The 18314-nt window shown below is 68.8% G+C and carries 18 protein-coding genes and 1 other RNA gene; 9 read left to right on the top strand and 10 right to left on the bottom strand.

The annotated features are described in order from the left end of the window. Positions 1 to 55 precede the first annotated feature (55 nt). The 4 genes from YWC_RS0109500 to YWC_RS0109515 are packed head-to-tail and all read right to left on the bottom strand — an operon-like array spanning position 56 to position 5305. Complete coding sequence (locus YWC_RS0109500) at positions 56 to 2107, bottom strand: S9 family peptidase (protein ID WP_027865148.1); 2052 nt, start codon at positions 2105 to 2107, stop codon at positions 56 to 58. 12 nt (positions 2108 to 2119) lie between these two features. After that, positions 2120 to 3955, bottom strand: a complete 1836-nt coding sequence (locus YWC_RS0109505; RefSeq protein ID WP_027865149.1) for a hypothetical protein — start codon at positions 3953 to 3955, stop codon at positions 2120 to 2122. 9 nt (positions 3956 to 3964) lie between these two features. Then, positions 3965 to 4882 (bottom strand): ABC transporter ATP-binding protein, encoded by a 918-nt coding sequence (locus YWC_RS0109510; protein ID WP_027865150.1) that lies wholly within the window; start codon positions 4880 to 4882, stop codon positions 3965 to 3967. Between the two features lie 12 nt (positions 4883 to 4894). Continuing rightward, on the bottom strand, positions 4895 to 5305 hold the full coding sequence (locus tag YWC_RS0109515) for a GntR family transcriptional regulator (protein WP_084416372.1): 411 nt from the start codon (positions 5303 to 5305) through the stop codon (positions 4895 to 4897). A 192-nt stretch (positions 5306 to 5497) separates the two neighbouring features. Here YWC_RS0109515 and YWC_RS0109520 point away from each other — a divergent pair, with 192 nt between their 5' ends. Next, positions 5498 to 5818 carry a DUF1330 domain-containing protein gene (locus YWC_RS0109520; RefSeq protein WP_027865152.1) on the top strand — a complete coding sequence of 107 codons (321 nt, stop codon included), beginning with the start codon at positions 5498 to 5500 and terminating at the stop codon, positions 5816 to 5818. A gap of 1 nt (position 5819) precedes the next feature. Here YWC_RS0109520 and YWC_RS0109525 read toward each other — a convergent pair whose 3' ends face one another. Next, positions 5820 to 6719, bottom strand: coding sequence for a LysR family transcriptional regulator (locus tag YWC_RS0109525; protein ID WP_027865153.1), 900 nt, complete (start codon positions 6717 to 6719; stop codon positions 5820 to 5822). Between the two features lie 73 nt (positions 6720 to 6792). On the opposite strand from YWC_RS0109525, the gene YWC_RS28945 reads away from it, so the two are divergent. Continuing rightward, positions 6793 to 7053, top strand: a complete 261-nt coding sequence (locus YWC_RS28945) for a hypothetical protein (protein ID WP_036213913.1) — start codon at positions 6793 to 6795, stop codon at positions 7051 to 7053. Between the two features lie 88 nt (positions 7054 to 7141). On the opposite strand, the gene groL is transcribed toward YWC_RS28945, so the two are convergent. Beyond that, positions 7142 to 8788, bottom strand: a complete 1647-nt coding sequence (gene groL / locus YWC_RS0109535; protein WP_027865154.1) for a chaperonin GroEL — start codon at positions 8786 to 8788, stop codon at positions 7142 to 7144. Positions 8789 to 8848: 60 nt separating this feature from the next. After that, positions 8849 to 9139, bottom strand: a complete 291-nt coding sequence (gene groES / locus YWC_RS0109540; protein ID WP_027865155.1) for a co-chaperone GroES — start codon at positions 9137 to 9139, stop codon at positions 8849 to 8851. Positions 9140 to 9513: 374 nt separating this feature from the next. Between groES and YWC_RS0109545 the strand changes: the two genes are divergently transcribed. The 5 genes from YWC_RS0109545 to YWC_RS0109560 all read left to right on the top strand — a co-directional run bounded on the left by YWC_RS0109545 (position 9514) and on the right by YWC_RS0109560 (position 11643). Beyond that, complete coding sequence (locus YWC_RS0109545) at positions 9514 to 9774, top strand: hypothetical protein (protein ID WP_027865156.1); 261 nt, start codon at positions 9514 to 9516, stop codon at positions 9772 to 9774. Then, positions 9771 to 10082 carry a cell division protein ZapA gene (locus tag YWC_RS0109550; RefSeq protein ID WP_027865157.1) on the top strand — a complete coding sequence of 104 codons (312 nt, stop codon included), beginning with the start codon at positions 9771 to 9773 and terminating at the stop codon, positions 10080 to 10082. The genes YWC_RS0109545 and YWC_RS0109550 overlap by 4 nt, the downstream gene beginning before the upstream one ends. Before the next feature lie 45 nt (positions 10083 to 10127). Further along, positions 10128 to 10308: non-coding RNA, 6S RNA (gene ssrS, locus YWC_RS32015), on the top strand. Between the two features lie 58 nt (positions 10309 to 10366). Continuing rightward, on the top strand, positions 10367 to 10837 hold the full coding sequence (locus YWC_RS0109555; RefSeq protein WP_027865158.1) for an EVE domain-containing protein: 471 nt from the start codon (positions 10367 to 10369) through the stop codon (positions 10835 to 10837). Next, entirely contained in the window at positions 10837 to 11643 is an 807-nt protein-coding gene (locus YWC_RS0109560) for a sulfite exporter TauE/SafE family protein (protein ID WP_027865159.1), read from the top strand. The genes YWC_RS0109555 and YWC_RS0109560 overlap by 1 nt, the downstream gene beginning before the upstream one ends. Here YWC_RS0109560 and YWC_RS0109565 read toward each other — a convergent pair. Genes YWC_RS0109565 through YWC_RS0109575 form a run of 3 tightly spaced genes read right to left on the bottom strand, consistent with a single transcriptional unit; the run spans position 11633 to position 15617 of the window. Further along, positions 11633 to 13834, bottom strand: a complete 2202-nt coding sequence (locus YWC_RS0109565) for a molybdopterin cofactor-binding domain-containing protein (RefSeq protein ID WP_027865160.1) — start codon at positions 13832 to 13834, stop codon at positions 11633 to 11635. The two genes, YWC_RS0109560 and YWC_RS0109565, sit on opposite strands and share 11 nt — an antisense overlap. Continuing rightward, positions 13834 to 14322 carry a (2Fe-2S)-binding protein gene (locus YWC_RS0109570; protein WP_027865161.1) on the bottom strand — a complete coding sequence of 163 codons (489 nt, stop codon included), beginning with the start codon at positions 14320 to 14322 and terminating at the stop codon, positions 13834 to 13836. Before YWC_RS0109570 ends, YWC_RS0109565 begins: the two co-directional genes overlap by 1 nt. Next, on the bottom strand, positions 14319 to 15617 hold the full coding sequence (locus YWC_RS0109575; RefSeq protein WP_169728104.1) for a cytochrome c: 1299 nt from the start codon (positions 15615 to 15617) through the stop codon (positions 14319 to 14321). The genes YWC_RS0109570 and YWC_RS0109575 overlap by 4 nt, the downstream gene beginning before the upstream one ends. Positions 15618 to 15711: 94 nt before the next feature. On the opposite strand from YWC_RS0109575, the gene YWC_RS0109580 reads away from it, so the two are divergent. Further along, positions 15712 to 16056: a hypothetical protein gene (locus YWC_RS0109580; protein ID WP_027865163.1), complete on the top strand. Its 345-nt coding sequence runs from the start codon at positions 15712 to 15714 to the stop codon at positions 16054 to 16056. 76 nt (positions 16057 to 16132) lie between these two features. Continuing rightward, positions 16133 to 18307: a hybrid sensor histidine kinase/response regulator gene (locus tag YWC_RS0109585; RefSeq protein ID WP_027865164.1), complete on the top strand. Its 2175-nt coding sequence runs from the start codon at positions 16133 to 16135 to the stop codon at positions 18305 to 18307. The last annotated feature ends 7 nt before the right edge of the window (positions 18308 to 18314 follow it).

The raw sequence follows: 18314 nt of genomic DNA on the forward strand, positions 1-18314 counted from the left end.
TGTCTCACAGGATGGAGCGGGAAGTCTACACCCTGTGTATTTTGTCAGCAACAAATCACTCCCCCAGGGCGCCGTTGGCGCGCAGCGTGCGGGCGAGGTAGCTGGCGACCGCGGGAGAAGGCGCAGGGGCCGGCGGGCCGCCGAGGTGGCGGTGCAGCATCCGCAGCAGCAGGTGCATCTGCGCCTCGCGCGCCACCGGGTTGCGCGCGTTGTGTCCCTTGTCCGGATCGACCAGCAGGCTGACCGGCTTGCCCAGTTCCTGCAGGCGCGCCGCGTAGTCGGCAACCGCTTCCACCTCGACCTTGTCGTCCTTCGCGCCGGCCACCAGCAACAGCGGCGCACGCACGCGGCTGGCCAGCCGGTGCGGGGCCGCGGCGGCGATCGGGTCGATTTGCGCCGGGTTGGCCGGATCGATCCCCACCGCGGCCAGCACCTGGCGCAGCGGCGGCTGGCCCGGCCGCGCCGGCTCGGCCGCTCCCTGGCGCAGCACACGTGCGAAGTCGGTGGGCGGCTGGGTCGCCATCCCGAAGCGGAACATGGCGGGCGTATGGGTCAGCGCCAGCAGGGTGGCGTAGCCGCCGAACGAGCCGCCCGCGATGCCGAGCCGCTGCGGGTCGCCCACGCCCTGCGCCAGCAGCCAGCGCACGCCGTCGATGATGTCGGCCTGCACGCGGCCGTTGCCGTAGCCGGCGCCTGGCGCCAGCGTGTAGCGCACGCCGTAGCCGGTCGAGCCGCGGAAGTTCGGCTCGAACACCGCAAAGCCCCGGTTGGCCAGCAGCTGCGCGCTCGGGCTGTAGCCGCCCGTGACATGGCCCCAGGGGCCGCCATGCACGAGAGTGACCAGCGGCAGCGAGCGCGCCGGCAGGCCGGGCGGCAGGGTCAGGTAGCCGTGCACCTTGACGCCGTCCGAGGCCGGGTAGCGCAGCGCGATCCGCTGCGCCAGCTGGGTGTCGGGCGGCATGCCGCCTTTCGCGCGCACCTCGTCGAGCACGGGACGGAAAGCCTGGCGCTGCAGGTCCAGGATCCAGTAGCGTGCACGCGCCATGCGTGCGTTGCGTTCGGCCAGCAGGCAGGCGTTCGCGGCGCAGGACTCGACCGCGACGCCGCCCGCCGGGAAGCGCCGCGCGATGCCGGCTGCGATGCGCCTGCCCTCGGCATCCAGTCCGACCAGGCGCAGCTCCGGCAACTGGTAAGTGGCCAGCATCGGTTGCCCGTCGCGCGGCGACAGGGTCACGTCGACCAGGTCCGCCAGGCCCGCCGGATCGGTGTGGACCAGGCGCCGCGCGCCGCTGGCCAGCTGCACCTCGACCAGCGCTTCGCGGTCGCCGGCATGCAGGGTGCGCAGGAACAGCCGGCTGCCGTCGGGCGACAGCGCCAGCGGAACACAGGTGCGCAACGGCGCGCAACGGGTGGCTTCGATCCACTCCTTCCCGCGGCGCTGCAGGATCAGCTGCGCGAAGTCCGCTTCCTGGCGGCGCAGGATGGCGGGCACGCCGCCAGGCGCGGAAAGCTGGGCGTTGACGGTGCCGCGGCCGTCGTACAGGATGCTGCGCGCGCCGTCGGCGCCGATGCGCACCAGGCGCGTCGTGCGCTTGATCGGGTCGTTTTCTTCGACCAGGGCATGGCGCGGCATGGCGCGGTCGATGCCTGCAAAACGTGCGTTGCCGTCCTTGCCGTCTCTGCCGAACATCGCGATCAGGCCGCCCGCGCCGTCGCGCACGCCGATCGCCGCCACGCCGCTTTCCTGCGCCAGGAACAGCACCGTGCCGTCGCGCGACCAGTGGACCCGGTCGCCCGGCTCGAGCGCGACCAGGGAACGGGCTGCGCCGCCTGCCAGCGGTTTTACGTACAGTGCGGGCTTGCCGTCGGTGTCCTCAACCCAGGCCAGGTGGGCGCCGTCGGGCGCAAGGCGCACCTCGCGCAGGCGCTCGGGGCGGTCGAACAGGCCGGGGTCGAGCAGCGGCGCGCGCGGCAGCGCGGCATTGCGCGCCAGCTCGCTCGATAAGGGCGCGGCCTGCGCGCACGAGAGGGTGCACATGAGGGCCAGCAGCGCAGCGCACAGGCGCGCGCCGGCCTGCGCCGGCGTGGCGCAGACAGGGTGTCGCATGATCGGTTCCTTTCAGGCGGCGGCGGGAATGGGCGCGCCTTGTGTTTCGACGGCAGCAGTGCTTGCAAGGTTGGCGCGCGGCGCCAGCACCCACAGGGCGGCTGCGCAAGGTGGCCCCAGCACCAGGGCGGCCACGGTCCAGGCCAGCCGGTAGCGGATGGGCTGTTCCCGCAGGCGCCATGCCGCCAGTGTGGCGGACAGCAGGGCCGCGACGAGTGCCGCCGCGACCACGGCCGGCGGGCGTGCCCCGACCGGCGTTCCGGGCGCATCCTCGATCAGGCCCCTGTCGAGCAGGCGTTCAGGCAGCGTCATCACCGCGTTCGCCACCGGCGACAGCCACCAGTCCTTGTGCTCGAACAGCAGCGGGAAGTCGTGCTCGACGAGGCGCGATGCAACCGGCGTCGCGTGGCCGGCGGCATCGACGAACAGCACCTGCTGGCGCGAGCCGGTCTCGCCGTTCACCATGCGGCGGCCGAAGTTAAAGGAGAGCAGGGTGCCGTCGAGCAGGCGGGCGACGTCGACCCGGTTGAGGTCCCCGAAGGGGCCGGGCAGGGGCACGCTCCAGGCTTCTTCCAGCGGCGCCTGCGCACTAGCCTGGCGGCGGAAGGAAATCAGGCGCTGGTTGGTCAGCACGAAGGGCTGGCGGCCGACTTCCTGCACGCCGCCGGTCATTTTCTCGGTGCCGCTCACCGTCAACAGCGTGGGGGCGCGGCCGGACTCGGAGTCGATCCCGAACAGCCGCTGCTGCGTCATGAAGGATTTCATCACGATGAGCGGCGGCGAATCGAAGGGGCGCAGGTCGCCCGCTCCGCCCATGCCGAACCAGCCGCGCGGCGCATCGGTATGCATATCGCGTCCTTCGTACAGCATGCGGTCGTGGTTGAAGGTCCACGCGATGTTGCGCTTCCCGTCGCGCCATTGCGTTGCATCGAGGTTGGCGATCGCGCCGCGCACCGGGTGCTCGCGCCCCTGGGGTTCGATCTTGCCCACTTCGAGCAGCGCCAGCTGGCGGCGCCAATGCGCGGCGCGCGGGTCGCTGGAAAGCGCCAGGGCGCGCTGCAGGTTGTCGCCGCCGGGGGAGCGCACCAGTTCCCTGTAGCCGCCGGAGGGCGCCACCTTGCTGTTGAGCGGATTCACGCCCAGCAGCATCTGGCCGACCTGGAACATGGTCGAGCCGCCCCACAGCATGAGCAGGTAGAAGCCGAGCACCAGCGGGACGGCGGTTGCCAGGTGTGCGCTCGCACCGGCCGGCGGCCCGGTGCGGTCCGGCCGGAAGGCGGTGTAGGCCAGCGCCGCCATCAATGCCAGGCCGATCGCGGCCGGCGCCAGCAGTGCGGCGCCGGAGGCCAGGTGCAGGACCAGCACGCTTGGCACGAACAGCACCACGAAGGCGCTGCGGCGGCCGCACAGCACCAGGTAGCAGCCGGCCAGCCAGGCGGTGTAGCTTGCCAGCAGCAGGTGCAGCGGGATCAGGTAGTGGCGCGTGTCGATGGTGTCGCCGGTGAAGTAGTCGGTGCCGGCCACCGCCAGCAGGGCCGGGAGCCCGACGGCGACGCCCAGGAGGACCAGCGAAGCCAGGGCCAGCGCGCCGAAGATGCGGCCACGGGCCAATGGGCGGTGCATCAGCCACAGCCAGCGGCTGGGCTGGCGGTAGCCGTTGAACTGGACCACGGCAAAGGCAAGCCCCATGGCGGCGATGGCCAGGAACATGATCATCTGTACCTGCCAGCGCTGCTGCAGCGGGTCGGCCATGCGGATGGCCAGCTGCAGCAACACCAGCAGCACGGCCGCTGCGACCAGGGACAGGGTGCGGAAGCGCCGGCACTCGCTCAGGAAGAGTTCTTTCATGTGGGACTTTCAGGCTGCTGCGGACAGGTGGTTGGCGCCGGCATGGCCGCGCGTGAGGAAGCCGTTGACGGCGCGGTCGAGGCTCACCGGCATCTGCTGCGCGGTGCGCGCGCCCATCAGGCGCAGGCGGTGGCCGAAATCGATGCCGCCGTCGAACACCACCAGGTGGGTCAGGCCGTCGATGACGCGCATCTCGAGCACGCCGGGTAAATGGGCTGCTTCCGGCTGGCGGAACGGGAAGTCGGCGATCCACAGGCTGACCCGCTCGCAGAAGTCGCCCGGCGCCGACATGTGGCGCAGCACGCCGCGCTCGAGGATGACGAGGTTGTCGGCGACGCGCTCGATCTCTTCCATCTGGTGCGAGCAGTAGACGACCGTGGCGCCGTCGTCCAGGCTGGTCTGCAACAGGGCGTCGAGGAAGGCGCGCTTGGCCACCACGTCCAGGCCGAGCGTGGGCTCGTCGAGGATCAGCAGCTCTGGTCCCTGCGCCAGGGCGAGGGCCAGGCTCACGCCGGCGCGCTCGCCGCGCGAGAGCTCGCTGATCCGCTGGCGGTCGGCCACGTTGAAGTTGGCCAGGACCTGGCGATAGCGCTCCTGGTTCCACAGCGGGTACAGGCGCCGCTGCATGTGCGCCAGTTCCTGCACCCGCATCCAGGCGGGCAGGGTGTGCTCTTCGTTGACGAAGCCGATGCGCGCGCGCAGGGCCGGGGTGAGGGTGCGGCTGTCGCAGCCCAGCACGGCGGCCGAGCCACTGTCGGCGCAGGCAAAGCCGAGCAGTACGCGGAACAGGGTCGACTTGCCGGCGCCGTTGGCGCCGACGATGGCGTGCACGCCGCCGCGCGGCAGGTGCAGGCTGAGCTTGTCGAGGGCCTGCTTGCCCTTGTAGGACAGGCACAGATTGTCGGTGCGGATGACGAGGTCGTTCATGTTTTTTCTCTGTTATGCGACCTTGCGCGGCAGGCAGGCAGCCAGTTCGCCGGCGACGCGGTCGAGGATGTCGGTATCGCTGTAGCCGAGGCCGATGACGTCGCCGGTGAAGCGGTCGACCGCCTCGCCCAGGCGGCGTTCGCGCTCGGCGTCCGACAGCAGCTGGCGCGGCGGCAGCACGAACAGGCCGAGGCCCGCGCGCGACTCCACCCAGCCTTCGGCGGCCAGTTCGCCGTAGGCCTTGGCCACGGTGTTGGGGTTGATCGACAGCTGCTGGGCCAGGCCGCGCACGCTGGGCAGCGCGGCGCCGACCGGCAGCTCGCCGCTGGCGATCAGGCGGCGCACGCCGTCGACGATCTGGCGGTTGATCGGGCGGGTGTCGCCGGTGGCGATGTTCAGCATCAAGGGTGTTCGGCGGCTCATGGTGGCTCCTAACTGTACTATTACACGTAGTACAGTAGATCCGGGGCGCCGCCTTGTCAATATATGCATGCGCAGGACGGTGCAGTCTATGCGCCAGCGATAAAAGGGGAGCCATGATTACCTGGCAGGTAATCGCCAGGCGCCGCGGCGGAGCGGATAGTTCACTCCACGAAACCCGGACAGGAGAAGAACATGAATGCGTATGCCGTCGGTCTGCTGAAGGACGTGGTGTTTGGCCCGGACATCGTCAGTTACCTCGAACGGATCGACGAGACGATGAAGCCGTATCGGGGCCGGTTCCTGCTGCATGGCCAAGCGCCCGAGGTACTGGAAGGCAGCCTGCCGGCGGACGTGGTGGTGATCGAGTTTCCCGACATCGAACATGCCCGCCGGTGGTATGCCTCGCCTGCCTACCAGGAGATCCTGCCGCTGCGGACGAGGAACGCGGCGAGCGTGGTGTTCCTGGTCGACGGATTGCCGGAAGGGCATCTGGCGACCGACATCCTGCGATAGTTCAGGATGCAGGCAATGCGACGGCCGTGCGGAGGAAATCGAACATGGCCTTCATCCGTCCCAGGTAGCGGGTATCGGGATGGGCCAGCAGCCACAGGCCGATGTCCAGTTCCGGCAGCGGCCCGTCCAGCATGGTGACCTGGGGATGATTGCGCATCACCGCCAGCGGCACGACGCCGACGCCCAATCCGTTGACGACGGCGCCGGCAACCGCCAGCAGGTTGCCGACCTTGTGGCGCGGCACGGCCTGGGGATGGCGCGCGCGGCGCCAGTGCTGGGACGGATGGTCGGGCAGGCTGTCGTCCAGCGCGATCCAGTCCATCTCGCTGTAGTGCCTGCCTTGCGGCTGCCCCGCCAGGTAGCCAATGCCCCCATACACGGCCGAACGCATCGTGCCCAGCCGGATGCCGACCAGATGCTCGGGCGGCGCATTGGTGGCGCGGATGGCGATGTCGGCCTCGCGCTGGCTCAGGTTGACGAGCACGTTGGTGCTGGCCAGTTCGAGCCGGATGTCCGGGTAGCGCTCGGCAAAGCGCGCCAGAACCGGCAGCAGCACGGTATGCAGCAGCGTGTCGGTCAGGGTAATGCGCAGCACGCCGGAGGGCGCCGTGGCCTGGTGGAAGGCCGCTTCGCGCGCCTCCTCGAGCTGGGTCTCGATCCGCTCGGCATGGCTGGCCAGCACGCGCCCGAGTTCCGTCGCCGTATAACCTTGCCGGCCGCGGTCGAACAGCAGCTCGCCGACATCGGCCTCGATGCGCTTGATGGCGCGGAACACGGTGGACGCATCCACCTTCAGCCGCTCGGCGGCGCCGGCCAGGGTGCGGCCGCGGTGCAGGGCCAGGATGGTTTCCAGGTCCTGGAGGCCGAGCTTCGATTGCAGTTTTGCATACGATGGTTTCATGAGCGCCTATTTTATAGGCATTCCTGCAGCGATACAGTAGGGACTCCTCAACCCACCTCGCAAGGAAGCCATCATGGACCATACTTTCCGCTCCCTCGTCCTGCTGCTGCGCCTGTCGATCGGTGCGCTCGCGCTCACGCTCGCCATGCTGACCGCGGCCGCGCTCGGCGTGCCCGCCTTCGCAGCGGATCTCGCCGCGCAAGGCATGCCAGTGCCCTTGAGCTGGCCAGCCGTGCTGCTTGAATGCGCGCTCGCGCTGGCCGCATTCTTCCTGCACCGGCCCGCCCCGCGCGCGGTGGCGCCGGCAAGAGCGCGGGCGGCCGCGGCGCGCTAAGCGATGTGCTCAGGGGCCTGACCCCGTTAAAGTAAAAAAGCCTGCAAGGCGCGAACCCTGCAGGCTTTCTGGCTGGTGGGCCGGATGATTACATCATGCCGTCCATGCCGCCCATGCCACCCATGCCGCCCATGCCGCCCATGCCGCCGGCCGGCTTGTCTTCGGTGACTTCCGAGACCATGCAGTCGGTGGTCAGCATCAGGCCGGCGATCGACGCTGCGTTCTGCAGTGCCGAGCGGGTGACCTTGGCCGGATCCAGCACGCCCATTTCGACCATGTCGCCGTAGGTGCCGTTGGCGGCGTTGTAGCCGTAGTTGCCGGTGCCGGCGATGACTGCGGCGACCACGACCGACGGCTCGTCGCCGGCGTTCTGGACGATCATGCGCAGCGGCTCTTCCATGGCGCGCAGGACGATCTTGATGCCTGCGTCCTGGTCAGGGTTATCGCCCTTGATGTCGATGTTCGAACGTGCGCGCAGCAGGGCCACGCCGCCGCCCGGGACGATGCCTTCTTCCACGGCAGCGCGGGTAGCGTGCAGCGCGTCTTCCACGCGTGCCTTCTTCTCTTTCATCTCGACTTCGGTGGCTGCACCGACGCGGATCACGGCAACGCCGCCGGCCAGCTTGGCCACGCGCTCTTGCAGTTTTTCGCGGTCGTAGTCCGAGGTCGCTTCTTCGATCTGGACGCGGACCATCTTGACGCGTGCTTCGATCGCTTCAGCGGCGCCGGCGCCGTCGATGATGATGGTGTTTTCCTTGCCCACTTCGACGCGCTTGGCCTGGCCCAGTTCCTGCAGCGTGACCTTTTCCAGGGTCAGGCCGACTTCTTCGGCGATCACCTGGCCGCCGGTCAGGATGGCGATGTCTTCCAGCATGGCCTTGCGGCGGTCGCCGAAGCCAGGCGCCTTGACGGCGACGGTCTTCAGGATGCCACGGATGTTGTTGACCACCAGGGTCGCCAGCGCTTCGCCTTCGATGTCTTCGGCGACGATCACCAGCGGACGGCCGGCCTTGGCGACTTGCTCCAGCACCGGCAGCAGGTCACGGATGTTCGAGATCTTCTTGTCGCACAGCAGGATGAACGGGTTCTCGTGAACCGCGACTTGCTTGTCCGGGTTGTTGATGAAGTACGGCGACAGGTAGCCGCGGTCGAACTGCATGCCTTCCACGATGTCCAGCTCGTCGTTCAGCGACTTGCCGTCTTCGACGGTGATGACGCCTTCCTTGCCGACTTTTTCCATCGCCTCGGCGATGCGCTCGCCGATCGAGGTTTCCGAGTTGGCCGAGATGGCGCCGACCTGGGCGATCTCTTTCGAGGTGGTGGTCGGCTTGGCGATCTTCTTCAGTTCTTCGACGGTGGCGGCGACGGCCTTGTCGATGCCGCGCTTCAGGTCCATCGGGTTCATGCCGGCGGCAACGAACTTCATGCCTTCGCGGACGATCGCCTGTGCCAGCACGGTCGCGGTGGTGGTGCCGTCACCGGCGTTGTCGCTGGTCTTCGACGCGACTTCCTTGACCATCTGCGCGCCCATGTTCTGCAGCTTGTCCTTCAGTTCGATCTCTTTCGCGACCGAGACGCCGTCCTTGGTGACGGTCGGGGCGCCGAACGAGCGCTCCAGCACCACATTGCGGCCTTTCGGGCCCAGGGTGACCTTGACTGCGTTGGCGAGGATGTTGACGCCTTCAACCATCTTGGCGCGCGCTGCGTCGCCGAAAATTACTTCTTTAGCTGCCATTTCTTGTTCTCCGAATGAATTCGTGAATGTGTATTACAGGAGGAATGCGGGTTTGACCAATTACTGGGCCACGACGGCCATGATGTCTTCTTCGCGCATGACCAGCAGTTCCTGGCCATCGACCTTGACGGCCTGGCCCGAGTACTTGCCGAACAGGACGCGGTCACCGACCTTCACTTCCAGCGGACGAACCTGACCATTTTCCTGCACCTTGCCGTTGCCGACAGCCAGGATCTCGCCCTGGTCCGGCTTCTCGGCGGCCGCATCAGGGATGATCAGGCCGGATGCAGTCTTGGTCTCCTGGTCGAGACGCTTCACGATTACGCGATCGTGCAGAGGACGAAGGTTCATGCAAAACTCCTTATTTTTCAGTGGTTTGACTAGCTGTTCAAAGCCGCCATACGGTGGTGGCGGCTGGGAAAATTTGTGCTTCGGTTTGTTAGCACTCTAGGCTGCCGAGTGCTAACACGAAGGTGATTATAGGGACGATAACACCCCATTTCAAGCGGGAATGTGTGGGATCGAACCGACTTTTTTGCGAAAACACAATCCAATAGATGGGTTGTACACTGTCGGCGGTGGCATTCGAGCAATGGCCGGGCAGGGTACACCGGATAGCGCCGGGACGCCGCACGGATGCTGTATGCTATGGCCCCGAGCGCTTCCCTCCTGAATGGGGGCGCGATTCGGTTGACGGAAAAACCATCTCAGTCCTATAGTGTCGAATGATTTCCGAATTTCAAGACCTCTCCGACAAGATCGACCGGCTCGCCCAGCTGACCCAGTCGCTGCGCGCCGAGAACTACCTGCTGCGCCAGGCCAACCACCTGCTGAGCGCCGAGAACATCGCGTTCAAGGAGCGGCTGATCGAGGCGCAGCGCCGCGTGGAGGCGCTGCTCGAGCAGTTGCCCGCGCCGGAAGGCGAAGCGGACGATGCAGCCGATGCCGGTCCTGAGGCCGGCGAGCCGAACGAGGCCAGCCAATGATCCATCTTGATTGCACCATCATGGGCCAGTCCTACCGCCTGGCCTGCCGCGAAGGCGAAGAGCGCACCCTGCGCGAAGCGGTCAGCTACCTGGACGGCAAGATGTGCGCGCTGCGCGACTCGGGCAAGGTCAGGGGCACCGACCGCATCGCCGTCATGGCGGCGCTCAGCGTGGCGGCCGAATTCCTGTCGGTCAAATCGCCCCAGGGCCCGCTGTCCGACATGTCGATCCTGGAAGTCAAGCAGAAGCTCGAGGCGATGCACACGGTGCTGGACCAGGCCCTGGCGCCGCAGGAAAATCTGTCTTGAGGTTCAGATTCGATTGACATGCTCGGCCAACGGAGTAAACTGCGCTCTACCCTGCGGTGTTCGAGATTTGTCATATATTCCTTGAACCATTCTTTCGCATAGGTTGTGGGACATGCTTGGTGGGCGCGAGCGTCACTAGTCTGACGAACCCGAAATTGAGCTGACTGCGACCACCTTGAGCCTTTTGGTTCGGGATGCCGGCAATAACGACACAGGCGGGGCTACACACACGAGCGGTTGCGCACTTCGGTACGCAGCCGCTTTTTTTTGTCGATGGAGATTGCATGCGTTATTGGTTGATGAAATCGGAGCCGGACGACGTCAGTTTCGACGACGTGCTGGCCGCGCCGGAGCAAACCGTGTCCTGGTACGGCGTACGTAACTACCAGGCGCGCAATTTTCTGCGCGACGCCATGTCGGTCGGCGACGGCGTCCTGTTCTACCACTCCAGCTGCGCGCTGCCCGGCGTGGCCGGCATCGCCGAGGTGGCGAGCGGCCCGTATCCGGATGCGACCCAGTTCGACCCGTCCTCTCCCTACCACGACCCCAAGGCCACCCAGGAAAATCCGCGCTGGATCTCGGTCGACGTGCGTGCGGTGGAAGCGGGGCGCTACCTTCCGTTGACGGAGATGCGTAGCATACCGGCGTTGGAAGACATGGTGCTGCTGCAGAAGGGCAGCCGGCTGTCGGTGTCGCCGGTGACGGCGGCCGAGTGGAACGCCATCCTTACGCTGGTGCGCGAAGGGAAGCGCTGATGGACCTCACCCTGATCCTGGCGCTGCTGGCGATGGGCACCTTCGGCGGCTTCGCGGCCGGGCTGCTCGGCATCGGCGGCGGCATGGTGCTGGTCCCCTTCATCACGATGATCTTCACCGCGCGCGGCTTTGCGCCCGAGCTGACCATCCACATGGCGATCGCCACCTCGCTCGCGACCATCCTGTTCACTTCCCTGTCCTCGGTGCGCGCCCACCACCAGCACGGCGCGGTCCTGTGGCCGGTGGTGAAGCTGCTGGCGCCGGGCATCCTGCTCGGTTCCTGGATCGGGCCCTGGATCGGCAAGCAGATGGATTCCACGGTGCTGGCAGCCTTCTTCGGCGTGTTCGTCGCCTTCTCGGCGACCCAGATGCTGATCGGTAAAAAGCCCGCCGCGTCGCGCGCGCTGCCGGGCGCGCCGGGCATGTTCGCCACCGGTGGCCTGATCGGCACCCTGTCGGGCATCGTCGGCGCCGGCGGCGGCTTCGTGTCGGTGCCCTTCATGACCTGGTGCGGCGTGCGCATCCACAATGCGGTGGCCACCAGTGCGGCGCTGGGCTTTCCGATCGCGCTCTCCGGAACCCTCTCGAACATCTGGTTCGGCTGGGGCGAGCCGGGCTTGCCGGACTGGTCGCTCGGTTTCATTTACCTGCCGGCGCTGGCCATCATCGTGCTGGCCAGCGTCACCATGGCGCCGGTCGGCGCGCGCACCGCGCACAAGATGCCGGTGCGGCAGCTGCAGAAGGTGTTCGCGGTGATCCTGTACCTGCTTGCGGCCTACATGTTCTGGAAGGCCGTCAACCCGTAACCAACTTGCGCATGCGCTCGCGATTGAGCGGCAAATCGCGCACGCGCCTGCCGCAGGCGTTGGCCACCGCATTGGCCAGCGCCGCCGCGGCCGGCCCCTGGGCCGCCTCGCCGGTGCCGAGGAAGGGCTGGCCCGGGCGGTCCAGCAGGTGCACGTCGACCTTGTCCGGCACCCCGTTGAAGCGCAGGATCGGATAGCCGGCCCAGTCCTGGCTGAGCACCTGGCTGGCGTCGAAGCGCACCTGCTCCAGCAGGGTCCAGCTGCTCGATTGGACGATGCCGCCCTCGATCTGGTTGCGCACCCCGTCGGGACTCACCACTTCGCCGCAGTCGACGGCGGCATCGGCGCGCACGATGCGCACGAAGCCGGTGTCCAGCGCCACCTCGACTTCCAGCGCGACGGCGCAGTAGGCCGCCAGGTTCTTGTAGCGGGCGAATGCGAAGCCGCGCCCGCGCCGGGGCGTCTTCCTGTAGCCGTCCCAGCCGAACTTGGCCGCCGCCAGCTTGACCGTCTCGATGGCGCGCGGATCCGCCAGGTGGCGCAGGCGGAAAGCCACCGGATCCAGGCCGGCCGCCCGCGCCAGCTCGTCCATGAAGCTCTCGATCGCGAACACGTTGCAGTAGGCGCCCAGCGAGCGTACCGCCGAGGTGCGGAACGGCCCGGCCGGCTGGAAGCGGTGGGTCACGCGCGCGTTCGGCAACACGTAATAGGGAATGGCGTTGCGGTCGCCGCTGCCCTGGGGTTGCGGAATCGGCTTCGGCGTGGGCGGCGTGAAGGGCTTGGCCAGCAGGGTGGCGGCCAGCAGGTTGCCGGCCTTGCCGGGCCGGGTGTTGTGCGACTGGCTCCAGACCTCGTACTGCCAGTCGACGATCCTGCCGCTCGCGTCGAGCGTGGCCGCGACGTCCGCCACCATCGCCGGGCCGAAGGGTTCCCACGCATGTTCGTCCTCGCGCATCCACTGCACCCGGATTGGGATGCCGGGGAAGGCGCGCGCCATCAGCGCCGCGTCGGCGGCGACGTCGTCGGCGCCGTTATGGCCGTAGCAGCCGGAGCCCTCGGCATGGATGCAGCGCACCGCTTCCTCGGGCGCGCCAAGCAGCTCGGCCAGGGCGCGGCGCAGCGGGAATATGCCCTGCGAATGGGTCCACACCGTGTAGCGGCCTCCGTCCAGCAGCGCGATCGCGCACGAGGGGCCGATCGAGGCATGCAGCTGGAAGGGGCGGGTGTAGCTGGCCCGCAGCGTCTTGCCGGGCGTCCCCGGCTTGCCCTGGGCCAGCACCTGCTCCGCCGTCGCGGGCAGGCTGCGCACCAGCGCGGCCAGGTCGCGGCCGGCCGGCAAGCTGGCCGGCACCTCCCAGCGCGCGGCGCGCGCCAGCGCCTTGGCCGCCTTCACCGCGCGGTATTCCTCGTCCGCGATCACGGCCAGGAAGCGCCCGTCCTGCACGACTTCGAGCACGCCAGGCAAGCGCGCCACCGCCGCCTTGTCCACCGAGACCAGGCGCGCGCTCGGGGAGGGCGGGCGCACCACGCGGCCATGCATCATGGCGGGCAGGCGCAGGTCCTGGACGTAGGCGACATGGCCCTTCAGCTTGCCGGGGATGTCGACCCGCGGCAGCGTCACCCCGATGAGGCGCCGCGCGTTGGGCGTGCGCGGCGGCAGGGCGCTTGTCGCGCGCACGTGCTGCTCGCTGCCGGCCACCAGTTCGCTGAAGCTCACGCGCCGTCCGTCGGGCGTGCGGAACACGCTGTTGTCCTGCATCAGCGTGGCGGCCGGCACCTTCAAGTGTGCCGCGGCCTTTTCCGCTAGCTGCGCGCGTACTTGGGCCGCCGCGTGGCGGATGGCGGTGGCGCTGTCCTGCATCGAGTGGCTGCCGGCGGTATAGCCTTCGTCGGGCGAGCGCTCGGTGTCGGCGGTTTCCAGCACCAGGCGTCCGGGATCGATCTGCAGCTCGTGCGCGGCCACCTGCAACAGGGCGGTCTTGATGCCCTGGCCCAGCTCCACCTTGCCGGTGAAGATGCTCACGCGGTTGTCGCCGCCCACGCGGATCCAGGCGTCGAGCCAGGGTTCGCGTTCCAGGCTGCCGGGCAGGGCGCCGGGCGCGGCGCGCAGCGGCAGCGCGAAGGACAGCGTCAGGGCGCCGCCGCTTGCAAGGAAGCGGCGCCGGCCGGGGCGCTTGGGGGAATCGTTCATCAGTAGTTCCGGATCGGCTGGGCCTTGAGCACGTCGGCGGCGCGGCGCACCGCGCGCAGGATGCGCAGGTGGGTGCCGCAGCGGCACAGATTCGGCTGCATCCAGGCCTTGATCTGGGCATCGGTGGGCGAGGCCACCTGCTCGAACAGGGCGGTGGCGCGCATGATCATGCCGGCGATGCAGTAGCCGCACTGCGCCGCCTGCTCCTCGATGAAGGCCTGCTGCAGCACCACGCTCGGCACCCAGCGCGTGCCGCCCGATTCCACCGTGCGCACGGCGCGGCTGCCCACCATCGACACCGGCAGCAGGCAGGACATCACGGGTTCCTTGTCGAGCATCACGGTGCAGGAGCCGCACTGTCCCAGGCCGCAGCCGAACTTGGCGCCGTTGAGTTTCAGGTCGTTGCGCAGCACGTAGAGCAGCGGCGTGTCGGCGTCGACGTCGACTTCCTGCGGCTTGCCGTTAACCTGCAGCTTGAAGGTGGTCATGGCTGTCTCGTCTTCTTCACGGTGTCGTCCAGGTCGGCCCAGGGCTCGGCCCCTGCGCCATAACGGCGCAGGTAGGCGGCCAGCGCCGTCACCTGCTGGTCGCCCAGAAGGGTGGCGAAGCCGGGCATCCAGCGCCCCGGTTCCCCTTCGGGCGGCACGATGCCTTCGCGGATGATGCGCACCAGGCTGCGCGGGTCCGGGTCGTACAGGGCCACCGCCTTCTGCAGCTGCAGGGCGGCGCCGGAGCTGGGGCTGCGTCCGGCATCGTGGCAGCTGGCGCAGGCCATCGCATAGGTCTCGTAGCCGAGCTTCATTTGTGCCAGCTCGGGATCCTTGTCCGACGGCGCGGGCAGCGGGCCGGCCTGCTGCGCGGGTGTCGCGCGCGCCGGCGCCTGTTTCAGGTAACCGTGGATGTAGGTGGCGAGGGCGGCGACGTCCGCGGCATCGGCCTGGCCCAGGTTGACCACCACGTCCTGCATCGGCCCGCCCGCCACGGCGTGTTCGGGCGCGATGCCGGTGCGCAGGTATTCCTCCAGGTGTTCCCGGCTCCACGGCAAGGGCGAGGGCGACTTGCTGTTGAGCGCCGGGGCGTACCAGCCGCCCGCATCGCCGCCGTCGAAGCGGCGCTGCAGGTCCGGTCCGCCGAGCAGGGTGCGCGGCGTGTGGCATGCGCTGCAGTGGGCCAGCACATTGGCGACGTAGGCGCCGCGGTTCCAGTCGGCCGGCTGGCGCGCATCAATCTCCCAGGGCGATTCGTCGAGGTAGAGCAGGTTCCAGAAGGCGACCAGGGGACGGAAACCGAAGGGGAAGGTCATCTGGTTCTCGCGCGCCGGGGCGGCCAGGGCCGGACGCGTCATGAAGTAGGCGTACAGGGCGCGCATGTCGTCCGGCGCCAGTTTCGTGTAGTGGTTATAGGGGAAGGCGGGGTAGAGCAGGCGGCCGTCGCGCGAGACGCCCTGGCGCATCGCGCGCTCGAAGGCCTCGAAGCTCCAGGCACCGATGCCGGTGCTTGCGTGCGGGGTGATGTTGGTGCTGTGGACGGTGCCGAAGGGCGTCTTCACTGCCAGCCCGCCGGCAAAGGGTTTGCTCGGGTCGACCGTGTGGCAGGCCGCGCACATGCCCAGCTTCGACAAATTGGCGCCGCGCGCCACCAGCGCGCTGTCGAAGCGCGCCGGCGCCGCCTGCGCGGGCAGGGCGGGGCGCCACATGAAGAAGAACGCGGCGAGCGCCAGCAGCGCCAGCCCAGCCAGCGCCAGCCACCATCGATTGCGCCGCGCGCGTCCCGGCCGTTCCATGTCCTGCTTGTTCTCCCCGATTGGCATCCCTCGGCATTATGACTGAAAAGCCAACACGCACGCGCCCGGGGCCGGGCGGTGGTATGCTGGAACCATGACTACTGATTCCGACATCGAGCTGTCCGGCCCCTTCCAGGCCAAGGACGGCAACGGCCGTACCCTCGACGTGGAGGCGATCCGCATCTTCGACGAGGGCTACGGGATCATCGACGTGTACGTGGACTTCAAGGCCAGGCTCGAGCCCGGCGCCTACAAGGACGCGGTGCTGGTGCGCCAGATCATCGAGCGCCTGCGCACGCTCGGCTATAAAGGGCCGGACTTCGGCCACAGCGATCCCGGCCTGCAGGAGAGCAAGTTGATCGTGCTCGAGGCGCCCGAGGAGTTCACCGCCTTCGCCAAGAGCCGCGGCTGGAAGAACCTGGCCGAAGATTTCGAGTAACAGCCGGCCCCGGCCATTTCCCGGGGGCGTGCCGGCATTGTGCCTATAATGTCCGTTTCCGACATAGGCCGATCCCATGCTGCTGCGCCAGGGCTCCACCGTTTCGCTCCGGCGCCTGCTGGTGCTGCTCACCGCCCTCGGCCTGCTGCCGCTGGCGCTGCTGGGCGTGTGGGGCCTGCACCTCGTCAGCGAATACCAGCAGCGCGAGCAGCAGCGTCACCTGCTCGACCTCGCGCGTGCGCTGTCGAGCGCCGTCGACGCCGAGCTCGATGGCGCGGTGGCGGCCCTGGCCGGCATGGCGCGCTCCCCGGCGATGGCTACCGGCGACCTGCGCGCCGTCCACGGGATCGCCCGCAAGCACGTGGCGGCCCAGCCGGAATGGCTGGCCGTGATCCTGACCGACGCCAGCGGCGCCATCCTGTTCCGCAGCAATGCGCCCTTCGGCGGGCCGGGCGGCATCATCGCCGACCCCGCCAGCTTGCGCCAGGCGGCCGACAGCGGCCAGCCGCTGGCCGGCCGGGTCGCGCTCGGCAAGGGCGGCCGCGCCGCCTTCCCGGTGCGCGTTCCGGTGCTCGATGACGCGGGGCGCCGCTACGTCCTGAGCGCGGTGATCCAGCCCGGCCGCATGCTGCGCGTGCTGGAGCGCCAGAAGGTGCCGGGCAATTCGGTGATCTCGATCATGGATGGCGGCGGCGCCATCGTCGCCCGCTCGAAGGAGCACCGGCACACGGTCGGCGGTCCGCCCAGCGCCTCGCTGGTCAAGCTGATGCAAGACCCCAGGCAGGAGGCGGTGGGCGAGACCGTCACGCTGGAGGGCGCGCCGGTGATGTCGGCCTTCACCCGCTCGCGCTACGGCTGGGCGGTGGCGATCGGCGTGCCGCCCTCGGCGCTGGCGCCGGCGTCGATGCAGGGTATCGCCCTGTACGCGGCCGGCCTGGCGGCATCGCTGCTGGCCTGCATGCTGCTCGCCAGCCTGCTGTCGCACCGCATCGTGCGCGCCTTCCACAGCCTGCAGCGCGGCGGCGCCGCGCTGGGCGCTGGCCTGCCGGTGTCGGTCCCGCCCTCGCGCATCAGCGAGATCGACGAGACCGGACGCGCGCTGATGGCCGCCGCGGCCCTGCGCGACGCCCACGAGGCCGAACGCTCGCAGTTGCTGGCATCGCTCGAGCGCGCGCTGGACGACAGCCGCAGCGCTTCGCGCGTGAAGGACGAATTCCTGGCCATGCTCGGCCACGAGCTGCGCAATCCGCTCAGCCCGATCGTCGCCTCGCTCGACCTGATGGACCTGCGCAACGAGGCGTCGAACCAGCGCGAGCGCGCCATCCTGCGGCGCCAGACGAATCACCTCAAGCGCCTGGTCGACGACCTGCTCGACGTCTCGCGCATCACCAGCGGCAAGCTGCGCATCGACCTGCGCCCGGTTAACCTGGCCGAGCTGGTGCGCCACGTGACGGCTTCGTTCCCGGCAGCGCCGGGGCGCGCCGTCGAGGCGCACGCGCCGGTCGAGGCCTGGGTGCTGGGCGACGAGAGCCGCCTGACGCAGGTGCTGAACAACCTCTTGACCAACGCGGCGCGCTTCGGCAAGGACATGACCGGCGTCCAGCTACTGGTCGAGGAAGGCCAGGCACGCCTGGCGGTGAGCGACGACGGCGTCGGCATGGACCGGGAGATGCTGGAGCGCGTGTTCGATCCCTTCTTCCAGGCCAGGCAGCCGCTGGCGCGCCATGCAGGCGGACTCGGGCTGGGCCTGGCGATCGTGCGCCGCATCGTCGAGCTGCACGGGGGAACGGTGTCGGCCCACAGCGAGGGCCCGGGCAAGGGCAGCCGCTTCGAGGTGCTGCTGCCGCTCGGAGCGGCGCCATCGAAGGAAGCGGAAGCGCCGGCCGCGGCGCAGGCGCACCTGCTCGACGTGCTGGTGGTCGACGACAACCTGGACGCGCTCCGGGCAACCGCCGCGGTGCTCGATTACCTCGGGCACACGGTGCGCATCGCGGGTACGGCGGCGGCTGCGGCGGAGGAGGTGCACAAGCAGGCGCCGGACGTCGCGATCCTCGACATCGGCCTGCCCGACATGGATGGCTACGCGCTGGCGGCGCTGCTGCGCGCCGCGGCGCCGGCGCTGCGGCTGGTGGCGCTGACCGGCTACGGCCAGCGCGCCGACGTGGCCCAGGCACTCGGCGCCGGCTTCGACCTGCACCTGACCAAGCCGGCCACGCTGGAGGATTTGCAGCGGGCGCTCACGCCCGCCTGAAGGAACA

This window comes from Massilia alkalitolerans DSM 17462 (assembly GCF_000427785.1).
Taxonomy (GTDB): Bacteria; Pseudomonadota; Gammaproteobacteria; order Burkholderiales; family Burkholderiaceae_D; genus Telluria; species Telluria alkalitolerans.